This window comes from Nitratidesulfovibrio liaohensis (assembly GCF_011682075.1).
GTDB classification, from domain to species: domain Bacteria; phylum Desulfobacterota; class Desulfovibrionia; order Desulfovibrionales; family Desulfovibrionaceae; genus Cupidesulfovibrio; species Cupidesulfovibrio liaohensis.
In genome coordinates this window covers 1-19,488 of sequence record NZ_VSMK01000033.1, presented here as the reverse complement: position 1 = coordinate 19,488, position 19,488 = coordinate 1, and the positions used below count along the sequence as shown (strand labels likewise).

Annotated in this window: 11 protein-coding genes; 5 read left to right on the top strand and 6 right to left on the bottom strand. The window is 65.6% G+C overall.

Features of this window, described 5'->3' with window-relative positions:
• Nucleotides 1-151: 151 nt before the first annotated feature.
• The 6 genes from FVW27_RS01575 to FVW27_RS01550 form a co-directional block, all read right to left on the bottom strand.
• Complete coding sequence (locus tag FVW27_RS01575) at nucleotides 152-1,444, bottom strand: (Fe-S)-binding protein (protein ID WP_167122150.1); 1,293 nt, start codon at nucleotides 1,442-1,444, stop codon at nucleotides 152-154.
• 4 nt (nucleotides 1,445-1,448) lie between these two features.
• Nucleotides 1,449-2,834, bottom strand: a complete 1,386-nt coding sequence (locus FVW27_RS01570; protein ID WP_167122148.1) for an FAD-binding oxidoreductase — start codon at nucleotides 2,832-2,834, stop codon at nucleotides 1,449-1,451.
• 171 nt (nucleotides 2,835-3,005) lie between these two features.
• Complete coding sequence (locus tag FVW27_RS01565; protein WP_167122146.1) at nucleotides 3,006-4,715, bottom strand: L-lactate permease; 1,710 nt, start codon at nucleotides 4,713-4,715, stop codon at nucleotides 3,006-3,008.
• Nucleotides 4,716-4,837: 122 nt separating this feature from the next.
• Complete coding sequence (gene nifJ, locus FVW27_RS01560; protein WP_167122145.1) at nucleotides 4,838-8,485, bottom strand: pyruvate:ferredoxin (flavodoxin) oxidoreductase; 3,648 nt, start codon at nucleotides 8,483-8,485, stop codon at nucleotides 4,838-4,840.
• Between the two features lie 671 nt (nucleotides 8,486-9,156).
• On the bottom strand, nucleotides 9,157-10,659 hold the full coding sequence (locus tag FVW27_RS01555; protein WP_167122143.1) for a sigma 54-interacting transcriptional regulator: 1,503 nt from the start codon (nucleotides 10,657-10,659) through the stop codon (nucleotides 9,157-9,159).
• A gap of 5 nt (nucleotides 10,660-10,664) precedes the next feature.
• Nucleotides 10,665-14,375, bottom strand: coding sequence for a hybrid sensor histidine kinase/response regulator (locus FVW27_RS01550; RefSeq protein ID WP_243838141.1), 3,711 nt, complete (start codon nucleotides 14,373-14,375; stop codon nucleotides 10,665-10,667).
• A 468-nt stretch (nucleotides 14,376-14,843) separates the two neighbouring features.
• Here FVW27_RS01550 and FVW27_RS01545 point away from each other — a divergent pair, with 468 nt between their 5' ends.
• From FVW27_RS01545 to FVW27_RS01525, 5 genes are all read left to right on the top strand, one after another.
• Nucleotides 14,844-15,476, top strand: a complete 633-nt coding sequence (locus FVW27_RS01545; protein WP_167122141.1) for a DUF202 domain-containing protein — start codon at nucleotides 14,844-14,846, stop codon at nucleotides 15,474-15,476.
• Nucleotides 15,477-15,780: 304 nt separating this feature from the next.
• A complete protein-coding gene (locus FVW27_RS01540) occupies nucleotides 15,781-16,158 on the top strand; it encodes a hypothetical protein (protein ID WP_035067259.1) in 378 nt (125 codons plus the stop codon).
• Nucleotides 16,159-16,215: 57 nt separating this feature from the next.
• Nucleotides 16,216-16,992 (top strand): class I SAM-dependent methyltransferase, encoded by a 777-nt coding sequence (locus FVW27_RS01535; protein ID WP_167122140.1) that lies wholly within the window; start codon nucleotides 16,216-16,218, stop codon nucleotides 16,990-16,992.
• A gap of 2 nt (nucleotides 16,993-16,994) precedes the next feature.
• Nucleotides 16,995-17,927 carry an NAD-dependent epimerase/dehydratase family protein gene (locus FVW27_RS01530; protein WP_167122138.1) on the top strand — a complete coding sequence of 311 codons (933 nt, stop codon included), beginning with the start codon at nucleotides 16,995-16,997 and terminating at the stop codon, nucleotides 17,925-17,927.
• A 112-nt stretch (nucleotides 17,928-18,039) separates the two neighbouring features.
• Nucleotides 18,040-19,197, top strand: coding sequence for a glycosyltransferase family 4 protein (locus tag FVW27_RS01525; protein WP_167122136.1), 1,158 nt, complete (start codon nucleotides 18,040-18,042; stop codon nucleotides 19,195-19,197).
• Nucleotides 19,198-19,488: the final 291 nt, after the last annotated feature.

Here is a 19,488-nt window from a genome sequence, read left to right as displayed (position 1 = left end):
CGGAACCATCCGCGGGGCCGGAATCCCCTGGCGGGGGGCCGCCGTTCGGCCCCCCGCCGGGGAATGATACCAGAGCGCGGCGCGGCATGCGCGCCCGTTCGATAACTATATAATCCGCGGGGCACGGCAGGCCGTGCCCCGGATGTTGGTTCTAGCGCAGCGAATCCGCGTACAGTTCGATGGAGTGCTTCACTGCCACCTTGGCCCCATGCTGCGAGAGCATGTCGGTCATCTGCAGCATGCAGGCGGGGCAACCGGTGGACACGATCTGGGCGCCGGTGGCCAGGATGTTGTCGCGCTTGCGTTCGCCGATCTGCTTGGACAGGTCGTAGTGGTACAGGTTGAAGCTGCCGCCCGAACCGCAGCAGCGGTCGCACTCGGCCATTTCCACCAGTTCGTACTTGGGGTTCATGCCGATGAGGGCGCGCGGCTGCGAGGTGACGCCGAGCGACTTCTTCATGTGGCAGGAATCGTGGAAGGTCACCTTCACGGCGCCCTTGGCCGGGGCCTCGGGCTTCACGCCCAGCACGTCAACCACGAACTGGTTCACGTCCATGACCTTGTCGTGCAGGGCACGGATCTGGTCGCGCATGGTCGCCGGGTACTCGTCCATGAGCTTGGGCCAGATTTCCTTGATGGTGGCGGTGCAGGTGGCGCACGGGGTCACCAGGTAGTCGAAGCCGCCCTTGGAGAACAGGTCGAGGTTGATCTTGACCAGCTTGTCGTAGGCCACGCGGTCGCCCGACGAGATGGCGGGAATGCCGCAGCAGGCCTGGCCTTCGGGCATGTACACGCCAACGCCGTGGTGTTCGAACACCTTCAGGCAGGCTTCGGCCACGCTGACGAACATCTTGTCGCCAAGGCAGCCCGGGAAGAAGGCGACGCGCTTGCCGCTCTTGCCCGCCGGGGTGTCCAGCGCCTTGATCTTGCTGTGCAGCGACTGCTTGGCCAGCCCCACGAAGTGGCGGTCGCCGATGACGGGCGACAGCACCTTGGAGCAGGAGGAGCCAAGCAGGTCGTCCACCTTGCTGGTGAAGATGCCCTGGAACTTGGAACCCAGGTCCAGCAGGGCGTTGAACAGGGCGGGCTTGGTCAGCATGCCGCGCAGGATGGCCTTCTTGACCGGCGAGAGCCCCATGTAGGTGTTCACGATGACACGGGCGCGCAGGAAGATGTCCATGACCTTGACCCCCGAGGGGCAGTTGGCCCCGCAAGAGCCGCACAGCAGACACTTGTTCAGCTTTTCCTGAACGCCCGCCGCGTCGTGGATCATTTCCTTGGCCAGGTTTTCGAGCAGCGCGATCTTGCCGCGCGTCACGTCCGCCTCTTTCATGGTCTCGGCAAACACGGGGCAGACGGCCTGGCACATGCCGCACTTCATGCAGCCGACCATCTGGTCGTCCAGCTCCTGGAGCAGCTTGGCGAGTTTGGTAAGGTCTGCCATGGCGTTAGGCTCCGATGATCTTGCCGGGATTCAGGATGTACTTGGGGTCGATGGCGCGCTTCATGTTGCGCGAGAACTCGATGGTGGCCTTGGAGGTTTCCTTCTCCATCCACTTGGACTTGGCCATGCCGATGCCGTGTTCGCCAGACAGGGTGCCGTGCAGCGAAAGGGCCACGTCGAAGATTTCGTCCACGGCGTGCTCCACGCGCTCGAACTCGTGCTTGTCGCGGCGGTCGCACAGGATGGTCGGGTGCAGGTTGCCGTCGCCCGCGTGGCCGAAGGTGCCGATGGAGATGTTGTACTTGGCCGCGATGTCGTTGATGGCCTTGACCATGGCGGGAATCTTGGAGCGCGGCACGGTGGCGTCTTCAAGCACGGTGGTGGGCTTGGCGCGGGCAAGGGCGGGCAGCGCGTTGCGGCGGGCTTCCCACAGCTTGAACTTTTCGGCGGCGTCCTTGGCCACCTTGATTTCGGTGGCGCCGACCTTGTTCAGCACCTTTTCCACCTTCTCGGCGTCTTCGGCCACCTGGCCGGCGTGGCCGTCCACTTCGATGAGCAGGATGGCCTGGGCGTCGCGCGGCAGACCGGCCTTGGTGAAGTCGTCAACGTAGCGGATGGTGGCCTGGTCCATGAATTCCAGGGTGCAGGGCACCACGTGGGCGGCGATGATGCCGGCAACCGCTTCCGACGCCTTGTTCACGTCGTCGAACACGGCCATCATGGCCTTGGAGGCCTGCGGCGGCGGCACCAGCTTGAGCACGATGTTGCTGAACACGCCAAGGGTGCCTTCGGACGCCACCATCAGGCCTGCAAGGTTGTAGCCGGTCACGCACTTGACGGTGCGCGAGCCGGTCTTCACCAGGCCGCCGTTGACGTCGAAAAATTCGATCCCCATCACGTAGTCCTTGGTCACGCCGTACTTCAGGCCGCGCAGGCCACCGGCGTTTTCGGCCACGTTGCCACCAAGGGTGGAAACGGCCTGCGAACCCGGATCCGGCGGGTAGAAGAGGCCGCGCTTGGCCACTTCGGCGGCGAACTTGGCGGTGACCACGCCGGGTTCGACCACGGCGTACAGGTCTTCTTCGTTGATTTCGATGATGCGGTTCAGGCTGTTGGTCAGGATGACGATGCCTTCACGCGGGTCGGGGATGGTGCCGCCCGAAAGGTTGGTGCCGGCGCCGCGAACGGTGATGGGGTTGCCGTTCTCGTTGCACAGGCGAACGACCTTGCCGAGCTGTTCGGTGCTGGTGGGGCGCACCACAAGGGCGGGCACCACGGCTTCGAGCACGGCGGAATCGTAGGAGTACGACTGGCGGTCGGCCTCGCTGGTGAACACGTTGTCCTTGCCGACGATGGCTTCGAATTCCTTGATCAGGGCTGCACTGGGCATGAGGATGGTCCTCCGGGTCAAGCGTTGCTCCACCTCCGTCACCGGGAAAGGGCGAGGCGGCGGAAACCGTAACGGAGCGGATGGCCCCGCTCCTTTCCTGGCTGTATGTTCAGCCACTCCTCTGTTGAAAAGGGGGGCGGGGCGCTGCCCCGCCCCCCTTGCACCTCGAAACTAGAACAGGTTGGAGTACGCCCCGAAGCAAAGCACGCTGGCGATGATGCCCACGACGATGCCGTAGAGGGCAAAAGGCCAGAAGGTGCGCTTCAGGATCATACCTTCGCGGCCGATCAGGCCGGTAACGGCGCAGACGGCAACGATGTTGTGGATGCACACCATGTTGCCCATGGCGCCACCGGCCACCTGGGCGGCCACGATGATCTGGCGGGGCAGGCTGAGCTGCTGCGCAACGCCCCACTGGAATTCGGCGAACAGAAGGTCCGAAACGGTGTTCGAACCGGTGATGAACGCGCCAAGGCCGCCCACGTAAGAGGCCAGCATGGGCCAGGCGTTGCCCGCAAAGGCGGCGACGGTCTTGGCCATGGCCAGGGGCATGGAGGGGTAGCTGTTGGGGTTCAGGGCCACGTCGGCCACGCCGGAACCGCGGAAGATGGACACCAGGGCCACCGCAGCGAACAGCGCGATGGTGGGAGCCTTCATCTTGGAGAGCGATTCGCTCCAGGCCTTCTTGACCGAGTCACCCTTCATGCCGTGCAGCACGATGGTCAGCAGGGCAACGAGGGTGAAGGGAATGGTGCCGGGCAGGTACAGGTAGTCGATGGAGGCGGAAACGCCCTTGTAGCCGAGAATGTCGTTGATGGGCAGCTTCTGGGCAGACAGGAAGCCCTTCAGGCCCAGTTCGGGAATACGGGTCAGCACCAGGATGACGCCGATGAGGATATAGGGCAGCCACGCCATGAACTGGCTCATGTGCGGCTTGAATTCAGTGTTGGTGCTGGTGGCGATGGAACCGGTCCATTCAGGTTCCCAGGTGGACTGAGGGCCGAAGTCCCAGGTTTCCTTGGGCACGCAGAAGCCCTTCTTGGCGCCGGCCACGATGATGCCAAGGCCCACAAGCCCGCCGATCAGCGACGGGAATTCGGGGCCCACCAGCCATGCAAAGGTCAGGTAAGGCACGATGAAGGCCACGGCGGAAAACACGCAGAACTGCCAGGCGGCAAAGCCTTCGGACCACGACTTCTTCTGGCCGTAGAAGCGGGTAAGGAAGCCCAGCATGAAGATGGGCAGGATGAAGACCATCGGGCCGTGCATCAGGGTGACCCACTGGCCGATGACTTTGGCGAAGGAGCCGAAATCGGTGAAGTTAAGGGCAACGCCGGAGGCCACAGCGTCCTTGGTCAGCGGAGCAAGGAACTTCAGGCCGATGAGGATGGGCGTGCCCACCGCGCCGAACGACACGGGGAACGAGTTGAACACAAGGCAGATGACGGCGGCGGCCAGCGGCGGAAAGCCGAGGGACAGCAGCAGCGGGGCGGCCAGCGCGGCGGGCGTGCCGAAGCCGGCGGCGCCTTCGATGAAGGCCGCGAACATGTAGCCGATGATGATAGCCTGGATGCGCTTGTCTCGGCTGATGTTCTGCATTCCGTACTGGATGGTTTCCATGCCGCCAGAATACTTGAGGGTGTACAGGATTATGATGGCCCCGAACACGATGATCAGCACGCCGATGGCGGTAACCACGCCCTGCAGCGACAGCGCCGCGATATACCCGGCGGGCAGGTTCCAGGCGCCGATGGCGCCCAGCACGCAGACAAGCCAGGCCAGGGGCATGGCGCGGGTGGACGGCCAGCGCATGCCAACCATGAGAACCAGAGCCACAAGGATGGGCAACAGTGCCACCAATGCAAGCAATTCCAATGACATCAAGACGCTCCTCTTATGTTGTGCGTGACCCGCCCCCGGAGTGCACCCGCCGGGATTGGGAAAGGTATGCAAGTGCCGGAGGGGTTTGCACCTCCCCTCCGGCACTGTTCTACCAGGTAGGGTTATTCAGCGGCCCGACCATCGTCGCAGGCATCGCCACCCTTGCGCCGGGCATGTTCCGGCGTTTCGGTGACGGCGCAGAAGCCGCTATCCCCGTTTCCCACGGTCACCGGTTCCCCGGCGGGGGCGGTAACGGCGGGCGCTTCGGAGATCTGCTTCAGCAGCAGGTAACGTTCGTTGTACTCCTTCTCGATGGCCGCGCGCAGGCGCTTGGACTCTTCGGGAGCGATCTTTTCGAGGGCGGCGTAACGGGTTTCACCAGCCATGAATTCCTGCATGGTGCCGTTGGGGGCCTTCGATTCGAGCACGAACGGGTTCTTGCCTTCTTCGGCAAGTTCGGGGTTGAAGCGGTACAGGGGCCAGTAGCCGGATTCCACGGCCATCTTGGCTTCTTCCATGGACTTGCCCATGCCCTTGCGCAGGCCCTGGTTGATGCAGGGGGCGTAGGCGATGATCAGCGAGGGGCCCTTGTAGGCTTCGGCTTCCTTGAAGGCCTTCAGCACCTGCTGCTTGTTGGCGCCCATGGAGACGCAGGCAACGTAGACGTAGCCGTAGGTCATGGCCATGCGGCCAAGGTCCTTCTTGCCGGTCTTCTTGCCCGAGGCGGCGAACTTGGCGATGGAGCCCAGCGGGGTGGCCTTGGAGGCCTGGCCGCCGGTGTTGGAGTACACTTCGGTGTCCATGACCAGGATGTTGATGTCCTCGCCGCTGGCCAGCACGTGGTCCACGCCGCCGTAGCCGATGTCGTAGGCCCAGCCGTCACCGCCGAAGATCCAGACGGACTTCTTGGTGAACTGGTCGCTCATGTGCCACAGCTCGTCCAGCAGCGGATGGTCGTCCGCGCCGCCGAGCAGGCCAAGGATTTCTTCGCCGTACTTCCTGGAGCCTTCGGCGTCGTCCTTGTTGTCCAGCCAGCCCTGCAGGGCGGCCTTCAGGTCGGCGTCCAGGTCCAGGGTCAGGGCTTCGGCCACCACGTCGGCAAGCTTGCCGCGGCGCTGGTTGTAGGCCATGGCCATGCCGTAGCCGAATTCGGCGGCGTCTTCGAACAGCGAGTTGCCCCAGGCCGGGCCGTGCCCGTCCTTGTTGGTGGTGTACGGCGTGGTGGGGGCGGAAGCGCCCCAGATGGACGAGCAGCCGGTGGCGTTGGCCACCACCATGCGTTCGCCGAACATCTGGGTAAGCAGCTTGACGTACGGGGTTTCACCGCAGCCCGCGCAGGCGCCGGAGAATTCCATCAGCGGCTGCTGGAACTGCGAGCCCTTCAGGCTGTCGCGGGCCATCAGGGTGTCCTTGATGGCGATGTTGGCGTCGGCGTAGGCAAGGTTGGCAACCTGGTCGGCCATCTGGGTTTCGATGGGCTTCATGACCAGGGCCTTGTTCTTGGCCGGGCAGACGTCGGCGCACGAGCCGCAGCCCATGCAGTCCTGGGCGTACACCTGCATGCGGTACTTCAGGCCGTTCAGTTCCTTGCCCTTGGCTTCGATGGCCACGAACGAGGCGGGCGCGCCGGCCAGTTCCTCATCAGAGGCCAGGATGGGGCGGATGGCCGCGTGCGGGCACACGAACGAGCACTGGTTGCACTGGATGCAGTTTTCGGACAGCCATTCGGGCACGGTGATGGCCACGCCGCGCTTTTCGAAGGCGGCGGTGCCCACCGGGAACAGGCCGTCGGGCTCGAAGGCCGAAACCGGCAGCTTGTCGCCCTGCTGGGCCAGGATGGGACGCACCACGTTGGTGATGAAGTCGGGGTCAGCGTTGGCCACGGGAGCGGCGTCGGCGGCGGTGGCCCAGGATTCGGGGTACTTGATCTCGGTGACGGCCTCGATGGCCTTGTCAACGGCGGCCACGTTCATGGCCACGATCTTTTCGCCCTTCTTGCCGTAGGCCTTGTGGATGGAATCCTTCAGCAGCGCCACGGCCTGGTCGAAGGGAATCACGCTGGACAGCTTGAAGAACGCGGTCTGCATGATCATGTTGATGCGCCCGCCAAGGCCCACTTCGGTGGCAACCTTCACGGCGTCCACGTTGTAGAACTTCAGCTTCTTGCGGGCGATGGTGCGCAGCATGGAGGCGGGCAGTTCCTTCTCCATGTCTTCCACGCTGTTCCAGTGCGAGTTCAGCACGAAGGTGCCGCCGGTCTTGATGCCGTCGAGCACGTCGTACTGGTGCACGTAGGCCGACTTGTGGCAGGCGATGTAGTCGGCGCTGTTGACCAGGTAGGTGGACTGGATGGGGCTGTTGCCGAAGCGCAGGTGCGACACGGTGAAGCCGCCCGACTTCTTGGAGTCGTAGGCAAAGTAGCCCTGGGCGTACATGTCGGTGTTGTCGCCGATGATCTTGATGGCCTGCTTGTTGGCGCCCACGGTGCCGTCGGCGCCAAGGCCGAAGAACTTGCACTGCACGGTGCCGGCGGGCACGGTGTCGACGCCTTCGGTCACTTCCAGCGAGGTGTCGGTGACGTCGTCGATGATGCCCACGGTGAAGTGGTTCTTGGGGCCGACAACCTTCATGTTGTCGTACACGGCCTTGGCCATGGCGGGGGTGAATTCCTTCGAACCCAGGCCGTAGCGGCCGGCGAGGAGCTTGGGCATTTCGCCGCGCTCCATGAAGGCGGTACACACGTCAAGGTACAGCGGTTCGCCCAGCGAGCCGGCTTCCTTGGTGCGGTCGAGCACGGTGATGGTGTCGGCGGTGGCGGGCAGAACCGACAGCATGTGGTCGATGGAGAACGGACGGTACAGGCGCACCTTGACCAGGCCCACGCGCTCGCCCTTGGCGTTCAGGAAGTTGACCACTTCCTCGATGGTTTCGCAGGCGGAACCCATGGCGATGATCACGCGCTCGGCTTCGGGGTGGCCCACGTAGTCGAACAGCTTGTAGGAACGGCCGGTGATTTCGCCGACCTTCTTCATGTAGTTCGCCACGATGCCGGGCACGGCATTGTAGAACGAGTTGCAGGCTTCACGCGCCTGGAAGTAGATGTCCGGGTTCTGCGCGGTGCCGCGAATGTGCGGGTGCTCGGGGTTCATGGCGTTCTGGCGGAAGGCTTCCACCTTTTCCCAGTTCACCAGCTTCTTCATGTCGTCGTATTCGATGACTTCGATCTTCTGCAGTTCGTGCGAGGTGCGGAAGCCGTCGAAGAAGTGACAGAACGGCACGCTGGACTCGATGGCGGACAGGTGGGAGACCAGCGCCATGTCCATGGCTTCCTGCACCGAGTTGGAGTTCAGGAAGGCGAAGCCGGTCTGGCGGGCGGCCATGACGTCCTGGTGGTCGCCGAAGATGGACAGCGCGTGCGAGGCCAGCGCGCGGGCCGAAACATGGAAGACGCCGGGAAGCAGTTCACCGGCGATCTTGTACATGTTCGGGATCATCAGCAGCAGGCCCTGCGAGGCGGTGAAGGTGGAGGTCAGCGCGCCAGCGGCCAGCGAGCCGTGCACGGCGCCCGCGGCGCCCGCTTCGGACTGCAGTTGGCGGACGGAAACCGTCTGCCCGAAAAGGTTCTTCTTGCCCTGGGCGGCCCATTCGTCCGCCGATTCACCCATGTTGGAAGAAGGGGTGATGGGGTAGATGGCAGAGGTATCGCTGAGCGCGTAGGCGACGTACGCGGCAGCGGTGTTGCCATCCATGGTCTTCATTTTCTTGGCCATTGATCTCTCCTTGGGATTGCTAACCTTGAAGCGGGGGTGAAAGGTCAGCCGTGCCTTGCGGCGCGGTCCGTGACATGACTCCGAAAATGGGCATGATCGCCGGAAATGGGCATGAACCCGGTGTCGTGCCTCGTCATGCCGGCCCTTGTGGCGCGGTTTCGCTGCCGTTGCCGGGCCGTTGGTGTCGCGTTGCGGCGTGTGCCCGTCTGCCTGGCCTTTTCGGGGGGTGCCCCGATCCTTGCGATCCTTGTGGTCCCTGTGGTCCCTGTGGACCTGTGGACTTGGCGGACCCTGCGGACCCGGCACCGGCACCCGGAAGGTGGGCGGGCAGGCTGCGGCCTCTACGCAACAACAAGAAGTGTGCCAGTTCCGTTACATCGGTGCGGTGGCTGCATCCTCCTTGGATTGTTGAAGTATCGATTCATCTTATGAAACTGACGCCAGCGGGTGGTCCGAAAATCCGGACAGCAGGCGTTGCGGCGCATGGAAAGGCGGGGGCCGTGGAATGGCAGCGTTGAAGCGTAACGCCGCCGAATTGAATGGTCAAACGGTTCATTGGGGCGGGTTGCGTCCCGTGTCCGAAAAAACGGATGCCGGGAAGGGCATGGGGGCCGCGTCCGAAAGGTAGGACACCTGCCGGAGGGATGTACCCCAAGCCTACCGCGCCCCGTCTACAGCGACATATTATTCTTTTTCAGCAGGGCATAGAAGTGCGAGCGCGACAGGCCGGAGACGTCCAGCATCTCCTGCAGGTTCCCGCCGGTCTGGCCAATGAGGATTTCAAGGTACTTGCGCTCCATGAGACGCTTGAAGCCCTTGAGCGGCGGCAAGGGGCTGGTGAAGGCGGCATCCGGACCATGCAGGCCGTCGGCACGTTTGGCCGGTGGCACCATGTCCTGTGCACCGCCGGAACCGTCGCCGTTGCCGTCGGCGGCGGAGGGGCTGGTGGCGGATTCGCTGCCGATGCCGCCTTCGCCCGTGGCGGGGCGGGCGATGGCGGCGCGGGTGATCTTGATGCGGACGTCCTGGGGCAGGTGCAGCGCGTAGAGCACGCTTTCAAGCCCGGAGATGACGAACGAGCGCTCCAGCACGTTATACAGTTCGCGCACGTTGCCCGGCCAGTCGTACTGGGCCAGCTGCTGGAAGAAGTCGGGCGAAAAACCCTTGTGGGGCACCCCGTACTGCTCGCACAGCCGGTTCACGTGGTAGATGGCCAGGGGCTTCAGGTCTTCCGGGCGGCTGCGCAGCGGGGGCAGTTCCACGTGCACGGTCTTCAGGCGGAACAGCAGGTCCTTGCGGAATTCGCCGCGCTCCACCATGGCGTCCAGATCGCGGTTGGTGGCGGAGATGAGCCGGAAGTCGCTCTTGATTTCCTGGGTGCCGCCCACCGGACGGAAGGTTCGTTCCTGCAGGAAGCGCAGGAACGAACGCTGGATGGACAGGGGCATTTCGCCCACTTCGTCCAGGAACAGGGTGCCGCCGTCGGCCAGCTTGACCAGGCCGTCGCGGTCGGTGAGGGCGCTGGTGAAGGCCCCCTTGCGATGGCCGAACAGGGTGGATTCCACCAGGCTTTCGGTCAGCGCGGCACAGTCCACCACCACGAAGTTGCCCGCGCGGCGGGTGCTGTTGCGGTGGATGGTGCGGGCGAAAAGTTCCTTGCCGGTGCCCGTTTCGCCGGTGACCAGCACGTTGGCGTCGGACGAGGCGGCATGAGCCACCAGGTCGAAGCACTGGCGCATGGAGGGGCTGGTGCCCACCACGCCGTCCAGGTCCAGCGCCACGGCGGCGGCATCTCCGCGCGACAGTTTTTCCTCGCGGTATTGCAGGGCGCGGTGCAGGGTGAGGGTGGTCTGCTTGATGGGCGAAGGCTTGACCAGGTAGTCCCACACGCCGCCCTGGATGGCCAGTTCCGCGCCGTCGGGGTCGCCCTCGCCGGTCAGGATGATGACCTCTGGCCGCGACGGCGAAAGCCGGATGCGCGGCAGCGCGTCCAGCCCGTTGCCATCGGGCAGGCGCACGTCCAGAAACACCACGTCCACGTCGGCGGTTTCCAGCTTGCGCAGCCCCTCTTCCAGTGTGTGGGCCGTTTCGCAGGCGTAGCGCAGGCGGGCCAGCAGGCTGGCGATGGTCTCGCAGACCTGGACGTCGTCGTCGATGACGAGAATGGTGGGCACGCTTGCTAGCTCCCCAGCCGGGCGAACACCCGGCGGATGGCGTCGGCCAGGATGTTCCGGTTGTACGGCTTGTGGACCATGGCCTTGATGTTTCCGGCGACGGCCGCCCCTTCGGCTGCCACCTCGCGGCCCGAAACGAGGATTATCGGCATGTTCGGCGCAATATCGCCCATTTTGCGGGCAAGCTCAAGGCCGTTCGCTTCCGGCATGTCGAAGTCGGTGATCACCAGGTCGAACGAGGCGGGGTGCTCGCGCACGGCGGCCAGCGCCAGCAGCGGGTTCTTGAAGGGCCGCACGGTGTAGCCCAGGCTTTCGAGCACCCGGGGAATGGTGTGCAGCTGGTCGTCGTCGTCCTCCACGAACAGGATGCGCTCGCTGCCCATTTCCGGGGCCAGCAGGGCCGGGTCGATGAGGCAGGCGTCCTGCGCGTGCATGGGCAGGTATATCTCGAATTCCGTTCGCCGCCACGGCACGCTGGCAACGCGCACCGCGCCCCGGTGGCCCTTTATGATGCCGTGCACCACGGCAAGGCCGAGGCCGGTGCCTTCGGTCTTGCCCTTGGTGGTGAAGAACGGGTCGAAGATCTTGTCCACGATTTCCGGCGCAATGCCGGGGCCGTCATCGGCCACGGTCAGGCGCAGGGCGCAGCCCGGTTCCATGCCCAGTTCCAGGGCTCGTTCTTCGGACAGCATCTCCTGCTCCAGGTTCACCTCCAGCACGCCGCCCGTGTCGCGCAGGGCCTGGAACGAGTTGGTGCACAGGTTCATGAGCACCTGGTGGATCTGGGTGGGGTCTGCCCGGGTGATGGACGGGCGCGGCGGAATGGCCTTGCGGATCTCGATGTTGCGGGGCAGCGAGGCCTTGATGAGCACCAGCGCCTCGTTGAGCACCTCGTTGATGTCGGCGATGACGAAGCCTTCCACGGAGGGGCGGCTGAAGGTCAGTATCTGCTTGACCAGGCGGCTGCCGCGCTGGGCGGCCTTCAGGGCGCGCATCAGGTCGTTGCAGGTCAGCGAGTCCGCCGCGATGTCGCTGATGGCAAGTTCGATGGAATTGATGATGGACGTAAGGATATTGTTGAAATCGTGCGAGATGCCGCCCGCAAGCGTGCCAATGGCTTCCATCTTCTGCGACTGGAGCAACTGGCGCTCCAGCCGGATGCGCTGGGTGACGTCTTCGGCAGTGGTCAGAAGGCCCACCACGTCGCCGCCGTCACCTTCCGCCTGCCCGCCACGGTCGCTCAGCAGGGGCACACGGTTTGTTTCCAGCCACACCGCCTCGCCGCCGGGCGAGGTGATGGTGATCTTGGTCTGGTAGCGCGGCTGGCCGGAGCGCACCACGGCCTCGTCGTCGTCGTGCACGCGGGCGGCGTCCTCGGTGGAGGGCAGCACCTCTTCGTCGGTGCGGCCCAGCAGCGCATCGGTGCTGTCCAGCCCCACGAAGCCGAGGAACGACTTGTTGGCGCCCATGTATTTCAGGTCGCGGTCCTTCCAGTAGACGAACTGGGGAATGTTATCGAGCACCAGCTGCAACATGCGCTGCGAGGCGGAAAGGGCGCGCTCCGCGGCCTTGCGCTGGGTGATGTCTTCCGCGTAGCCCTCGATGTGGCGCACCTTGCCCGCCTCGTCGAGGTGGGGGCGCATGGTCAGGTGCATGGTCACGGTGTCGCCGCCGGGCCGGTCCACGCTGGAGTCGAACGAGATCACCATGTCCTGTCCCATGCCCGGCCCGGAACCGGACATGTCCGGCGCCCCGTGCAGCCGGGCAAAGGTGCCCGCGCCCGACGCCAGCAGCAGGGCCGGTGAGGCATAGCCCGACATGCGCGCCATGGCCGGGTTGGCGTCCAGGTAGTCGCCGTCCGGGGTGACGCGGAAGATGCCGAGCGGCGAGCTTTCGAACAGCGAGCGGTACTTTTCCTCGGCGGCGCGCAGCCTGTCCTCGGCCTTCTTGCGGTCGGTGTAGTCGAAGACCACGCCCACCAGCCCCGCCACCGCGCCCTTGGAATTGCGGTAGGTGGCCTTGTGCATGATGATGGAATGGGGCGAGCCTTCGGGGCCGGGCAGGGTGGTTTCGTAGCTGGCCACGCCCGGCTCGTGCATCAGGCTGGTGTCGGACGCGTCGCGCAGCATGGCCACGCCTTCCGGCCCGGCCTGCCATTCGTAGCGGCCCAGCAATGCTTCGCGGTCCACGCCGAAGAACCGTTCGAAGGCCACGTTGCATTCTCGCACCCGACCGTCGGCGTCCTTGCTGTAGATGGGGATGGGTATGGTATCCATCAGCGAGCGCAGGAACGACAGCTGGTCCTTGATCTTGCCTTCCACCCGCCGCTTTTCCAGGATGTTCATGACCAGCAGCACCAGGGTCACCGACAGGATGACCATGCTGACGATGATGGTCCAGAAGACCTGCTTGTTCAGTTCGTAGAACCGGCTGGGCTCGTTGATGATGATGCTGTCGGGCGGCAGCTGCGAGGGGCTGATGAACAGCCGCTGCAACTCGTTGTTGTCGAACATGAAGGCCTGGTCGGCCTGCTCCACGATGGGAATGGACGAGGCGCGGATGCCGCTCAGCACCTGCATGGCCATGCGCGCGGCCATTTCGCCGTGGCGCACCCCGGAGATGAGCTTGCCGCCCACGATGCCGTGCCCCAGCAGGAAGGCCCAGTTGCTGTACAGCGGAGCGCGCGAGGCGGCGTGCACCTTTTCCAGCAGTTCTTCGGCCGAATAGAACTGGCCGTCGATGTCGCGGTAGATGGGCACGAAATAGAAGAAGGTGTCCGGGGTCTGGTCGCGCACCCAGTCCAGCATCTGGTCCAGGCTGTATTCGCTCCATTCCTCCACCACCAGGCGGTCCTTGAACGGCCCCAACTGGGCCAGCACCTGATTGCGGATGGCCGCGCCGGTGACCGAATCGTCGCCGATGATCACCATGCGTCGCAGTTGCGGGTTGAGCCGCAGGGCCAGCTCGATGTTGTAGGCCACGTCGTAGTTTTCGAGCACCCCGGTGATCTCGCGCCCGGTGGCGCGCAGGGTTTCGGGCTGCACGTCGTTCAGCCCGCAGAACACGATGGGCACGCCGGGGAACAGTTCTTCGCCGAACTGGAGCAGGAAATCCACCGCCACGTTGTCCGAGGCGATGATGATGTCGAACTTCTTGTTGCGGAACTTGTCGCGGTACAGGGCGTACAGGGTGGAAACCGTGTCCTGGTAGTGGAACTTCTTGGAGTCCATGTATTCCACCTGGAACACGATGCTGTACGGGCTTTCGGCCAACGTCTGGCGGATGCCCTCCTGGATGTGGTCGGACCAGGCGTACCCGTTGTGGTACGAGTTCAGGTACAGCACGTTCTTGCGCGCGCCTTCTTGGGCGCCCAGCGAACCGGCGGCGCCGGTGGCTGAGGTGGCGGTGTCCGGGGATTGGGATGGCTGGGCCGCTTGGGAGGACGGGGAAGACGGAAGAGCCTGGGCCGGGGCGGCCCGGGCGGGCGCGGGTCCGGTGGGCAGGAGTGCGCCGGACATGGGAACCGTTGTCGGCGACGATGCCAGGCCCGGCGACAGGTCCAGTGGCAGGCACAGCGACAGGCACAGCAAGAGGGTCAGCGCCGTCAGCACGCAGGCCGGGCTGCGGAGCGTTGTGCGGCATGCCGCGTGGCGGTGTCGCAGGGCAGGGACGGAGCGGCGCGGGGGCCGGACCGACGAAAACGGGCTGGTATGCATGCGGAGGTTCCGCCGAAAGGCTGTGGTGCGAGGAAGGGTGAAGCGCCAGACCGGACGGGGCGCGAAGGTCGGGCTGGCCAGGATGGGCAGACGGGCCGACGCGTCATCCCGGGCGGCGTTGCCTGCGGGCGCTCCGCCGGGGGGACCGGGTGTTTGACCGCGCAGTTTGCAGTAGTGCCCCCGTGACTGCAACTAATGCTGGACTTCCACGCCAAGGTCAAGGACTGCGCCGTGCGGCTCGGCACGATGTGCTGTTTCGTCTCGTATCCCGGTGTGCCACGCATGGTCGCGTATGAGTGGTCGTTCGCAATGACCGGGTGCGCAATGACCGGGTGCGTCCGGTGCGCCCCGTCCGGTTGGGGGCAGTCGTGCACAGCCGTATGCCACGCGCATTGTCGTGCTTGTGCGGGCAGTCCGCCGGGGATATTCTGATGGATACGGTTACGAACCATCCGGAAGGAGCCCACAATGACGGAACAGGCTGCGCAACATCAGGCTGAGCGGAAGCGGGAGACCGCCAACGAGTCCACCTGCCGCTTGTCGCCGGAGGCCGGGGACCACGCTGGCGGCGGTGCCGGGCAGGACGGATCGGCCATGGGCCAGCCCGACGACTACGAACGCGGCGGCCCGACCTGGCGCGACGACACCTGCGGCTTGTACGAGGAATACCATTTCCTGCTCCAGGTGCTGGGCAGCGAGGCCGAGGTGTGGAAGAGCCTGCAACAGCAGTTCGGCATCGTCACCCAGCGCACCCAGATGATCTTTGGCGTGGGGGCGCTGGCCATTTCCGTGGCCGGTTTTTCCGGACACCGGCTGGCGGCGGCCGGACCGTTCAGCGGGCTGACCCTGATGGCCGGGCTGGTGTGCATTCTGGCCGGGTTGTTCGTGGCGCTGTACGGGGTGGTGCGGGTGCGCTGGATGTCCAGCCTGCGCGGCGATACGGTGGAGGCCAGCTTTCTGCGGCTGCTGGCCGTGCGCAACCGCAAGACGCGCTATTTCCTGTGGTCGCTCAAGCTGGTCATCGTGGGACTGGTGCTGTACGTGGCCGCGCTGGGCTGGTTTCTGTTCCGGGCCTCGCTGGGGTTGGTGCCGTTGGTGTAGCCGGGCCCCGGAAGATTTCCGGGCGTGGCAGGGGCGGACCCGGCAGCGTATTGCGGACCACGCGGCGCGGGCTGGCGTGTGCGGGTTGCGTGTAGGCACGATTCCGGAGCGCCGCCATGGCGGCGGCGGGATTGCCGCGTGCAACGGCGGCGGAATGTGCCGGGCGGTGTCGTATTCTCGACACAGTCCGGCATTCGTTTTTTGGATTATGTGCGAATACAGCATGATGTGCGCGCGGCAAGGCTCTTGCATCATCCGGCGGCGTGGCGGCATTCCGCCGGATTCAACGCAAGGAGGCTTCCCCATGCTGTTTCTGCTTGGCGGCAACGACAAAAAGGCGCGCAAGGCCGAGGCCGCGCAGACCGAAAACCTCGAGCGGGTGCGTGAACTGTTCCTGTCCGGGCGCTTTCCCGTGGTCACCACCGATGGCGTGGAAGACCGCAGGATAGGTCGCGTGCTGGGCCTTGTGGCCTGCCGGGGTTACGATTCCGACGAAACGTTCTTCGGCATGGCGGCTCGCGCCGTGAACAAGGGCGCGCAGGCCATCGTGGGCTACCAGGAAAACGTGGCCTTCCATCCCGACGGTTCCAAGTTCTTCTCCTGCTACGGCACCGCCGTGCAGTTCAGCCGCGAGGAAAAGGACGGCGGCAACGGCAACGGGCCGTTGCGGTTGCAGGCGTAGGGCTGGTGGATTTCCTGCCCGCAACCGCGGGCCATACGGCACAGGAGGCCGATGCCGATGTTGCAGATCGCTGAGTGGTGCGCCGACCGCGTGCGGGCATCCACCTATGTTCACGACGGGAAGACGCAGTGGTACGCGCCGTCACTGGCCGGGGCCTCGACACTGGCCGCCGCCCTGTACAAGCCGGAGGTCTACGCCGGGGTGCTCGACGTGCTGGCCCGGCTGGACGAGGACGACTACTCCGCCTACCTCAAGGGGTTCATGCGGCGCGGCATGGCGCGGTTTGGCGAATCCTGGCGCTACGCGGACATCTGCACCGTGCTGTACGTCCTGGCGGATCTGCTTGGTGTGGAGTCGTACCTGGAGATTGGCGTGCGGCGTGGTCGCAGCCTTGCCATGGTGCTTGACCGCCGCCCCTCCGCCGATGTGGTGGGCTTCGACCTGTGGCTGCGCGACTATGCGGGCATGGAGAATCCCGGCCCGGATTACGTGGCCGCCCAGATGGCGCAGCTTGGCCACAGGGGTGGGCTGCGCTTCGTCACCGGCGATTCGACCACGACGGTGCCCGCCCATTTCGCGGCGCATCCGGACGCCACCTACGACCTCATCACCGTGGACGGCGATCACGGCCCGGAAGGGGCCCTGCGCGACCTGGCCACCGTGCTGCCGCGCCTGCGCATCGGCGGGGCCATCGTGTTCGACGACATTTCGCATCCGGAACTGGGCTACCTGCGCGGTATCTGGCAACGGGTGGTGCAGTCGCAGCCCAACATGAGCTGCCACGTCTACGACGAAACCGGTTACGGCGTGGCCTTCGCCATCAGGATGCGCTAGCCATGGCCGGGGGCACGGTGCTGGTCACGGGGGCCACGGGGTTCATCGGCAGCCATGTGCTGCGGGCGCTGCCGCCCGGCAGCGAAGCGGTGGGCCTGGCATCGTCCGTCTATCCATCGTCGCGCGATGCCGTGCGCCTGGTGCGCATGACCCTGCCGCACCCCGACCTGGACGAACTGATCGCGCGGCTGCGCCCCGCCGTGGTGGTGCATTGCGCGGGGGTGGCCTCTGTGGGGCTGTCCATGACCAGCCCCGGCGTGGACTTTCAGTCCGGCCCGCCCGTGGTGTTCCAGTTGTACGACGCCATCCGCAAGGCGGGCACCGGCACCCGCGTGGTGCAGCTTTCCAGCGCGGCGGTGTACGGCAACCCCGGCGCGCTGCCCGTGGCGGAGCATGCCCCCCTTGGCCCCATATCGCCCTATGGCTGGCACAAGCGCATGTGCGAGGACATCGCGCACGAGTTCTGCGGACTGTACGGCATTTCCAGCGCGGTGCTGCGGGTGTTTTCGTGCTACGGGGCGGGGTTGCGCAAGCAGCTGCTGTGGGACGTGGGGCACAAGCTGCGCGCGGGCGACGCGGTGTTTTCGGGAACGGGAGAGGAAACGCGCGATTATGTCCACGTGCGCGACCTTGCCCGGTTCATCGCGCACCTTGTCGAGGCGTGGCCCGGACCGGGCGTGCACGTCTGCAACGTGGGCAGCGGGCAGGAAACCAGCGTGCGCGTCATGGTGGAACACATGGCGGCGGGGTGCGGCCTGGGCCACGTGACCCCGGAATTTTCGGGGGCCGCCCGCAAGGGCGACCCGCAGAACTGGCGGGCGGACATCGGACGGGCGCGGCGGTTGGGGCTGGAGCTCACGGTGCCGCTGGAAGATGGCGTGCACGAGTATGCGCGCTGGTTTCTGGAGCAGGTGAAGGGCACGGCCCGGCAGTAGCCGGGCGCGTTGCGTCTTGGCAGACGCCCCGTGTCTGGTGCAATTGGCGCCGTTGGCACAGTTGCTGGGCGGATTCGGTGCACGGCATTATTCGGGCAAAGGGTGGCAGCGCATGCGCATCGGCATCTACGTGCAGTGGGGAGTGGAAGGCTGGACCGGCGGCATCAACTATGTCCGCCATCTGGTGATGGGGGCCGCAGCCCTGCCGCCGCGCCTGCGTCCGCACATCGTGCTGCTGTTCGACGCCGCCCAGGCCCCGGCCCTGCATTGCTACGAGGGCATCCTTCCGCTGGTGGACGAGGTGCGCGTGGTGTCCGGCGGGCGCGACGCCGACGGCGTGTTCCGCGTGCAGGATCCGGAAACGGCCTTTGCCGGGCTGGACTTGGCCTACCCCCTGCCGCACGGGTTCTGGAATCCCCCGTCCCATCTGCCGCGCGTGTTCTGGATACCCGACTTCCAGCACAAGCGGCTGCCCCGGTTCTTTTCCGGACAGGAACTGGCCAACCGGGACGCGCTGTTCGCGGAGATCGCCGGTCAGGCCGACATGGTGGTGCTGAGCAGCGAGGCCGCACGGCGCGACCTGACGGAGTTCTACGGCGTGGAGGCCGACCGTTCCTTCGTCCTGCCGTTCTGCACGGTGGGCGAGGCGGACTGGTACACCGGCGACGTGGCCGGGGCCATGGCGAAGCACGGCGTGCCTGGCGGCTACCTGATGTGCTGCAACCAGTTCTGGGCGCACAAGGACCACCTGACGCTGTTCCGCGCGCTGGCGCGGCTGCGCGACGGCGGGGTGGAACTGCCGCTGGTGTGCACCGGCAGCGTGCACGACTACCGGGCGCCCGGCCATTTTCCCATGTTGCAGCGCGAGGTGCAGCGGCTTGGCATTGCCGGGCAGGTGCGCATTCTGGGGCTGATCGACCGGGGCGACCAGATCCAGTTGCTGCGCGGCGCCCATGCCGTGGTGCATCCCTCGCTGTTCGAGGGGTGGAGCACCGTGGTGGAGGATGCCCGGGCACTGGGCAAGACCATCGTGTATTCCGACATCGACGTGCATTTGGAGCAGAACCCGCCGCACGGGGTGCCGTTCCGGGCCGGGGACCCCGTGGATCTGGCCCGTGCGCTGCTGCAATCGCGGTCCGGCTTTGGCCCCACGGCGGGTACGGAACGCGAGGCGCAGGCCCGCGAACAGGGCGCGGAGCGTCTGCTGCGCTTCGGCATGGGGCTGGTGCACCTTGCCCGCGCCGCCGCCGCGGGTCGCGGGGCACGCTGACGGATTTTCCTTCCTGAGCCCCAATCAGGTCCGGCCCTTGTGGCCCCAACGGACAGGCCCGCCATCACGAGACTCGTGATGGCGGGCCTGTCCGTTGGGGCGTCTGGAGGGGCGAAAGGGATGGAGATCGTTTCGGATATTGCCGGGTCGTGTGGACTGCGCGGACCGTGCGGAGATGGCCGGGCTTGCCGCATCAGGCCTGCGGTTTCTCGGTTCCCAGCAGGCGGGCCTGCACGGCGGCGTTGGCGCGGCGCAGGCTGGCGGGCATGCGCAGGTCGGGCATGCCGCCCG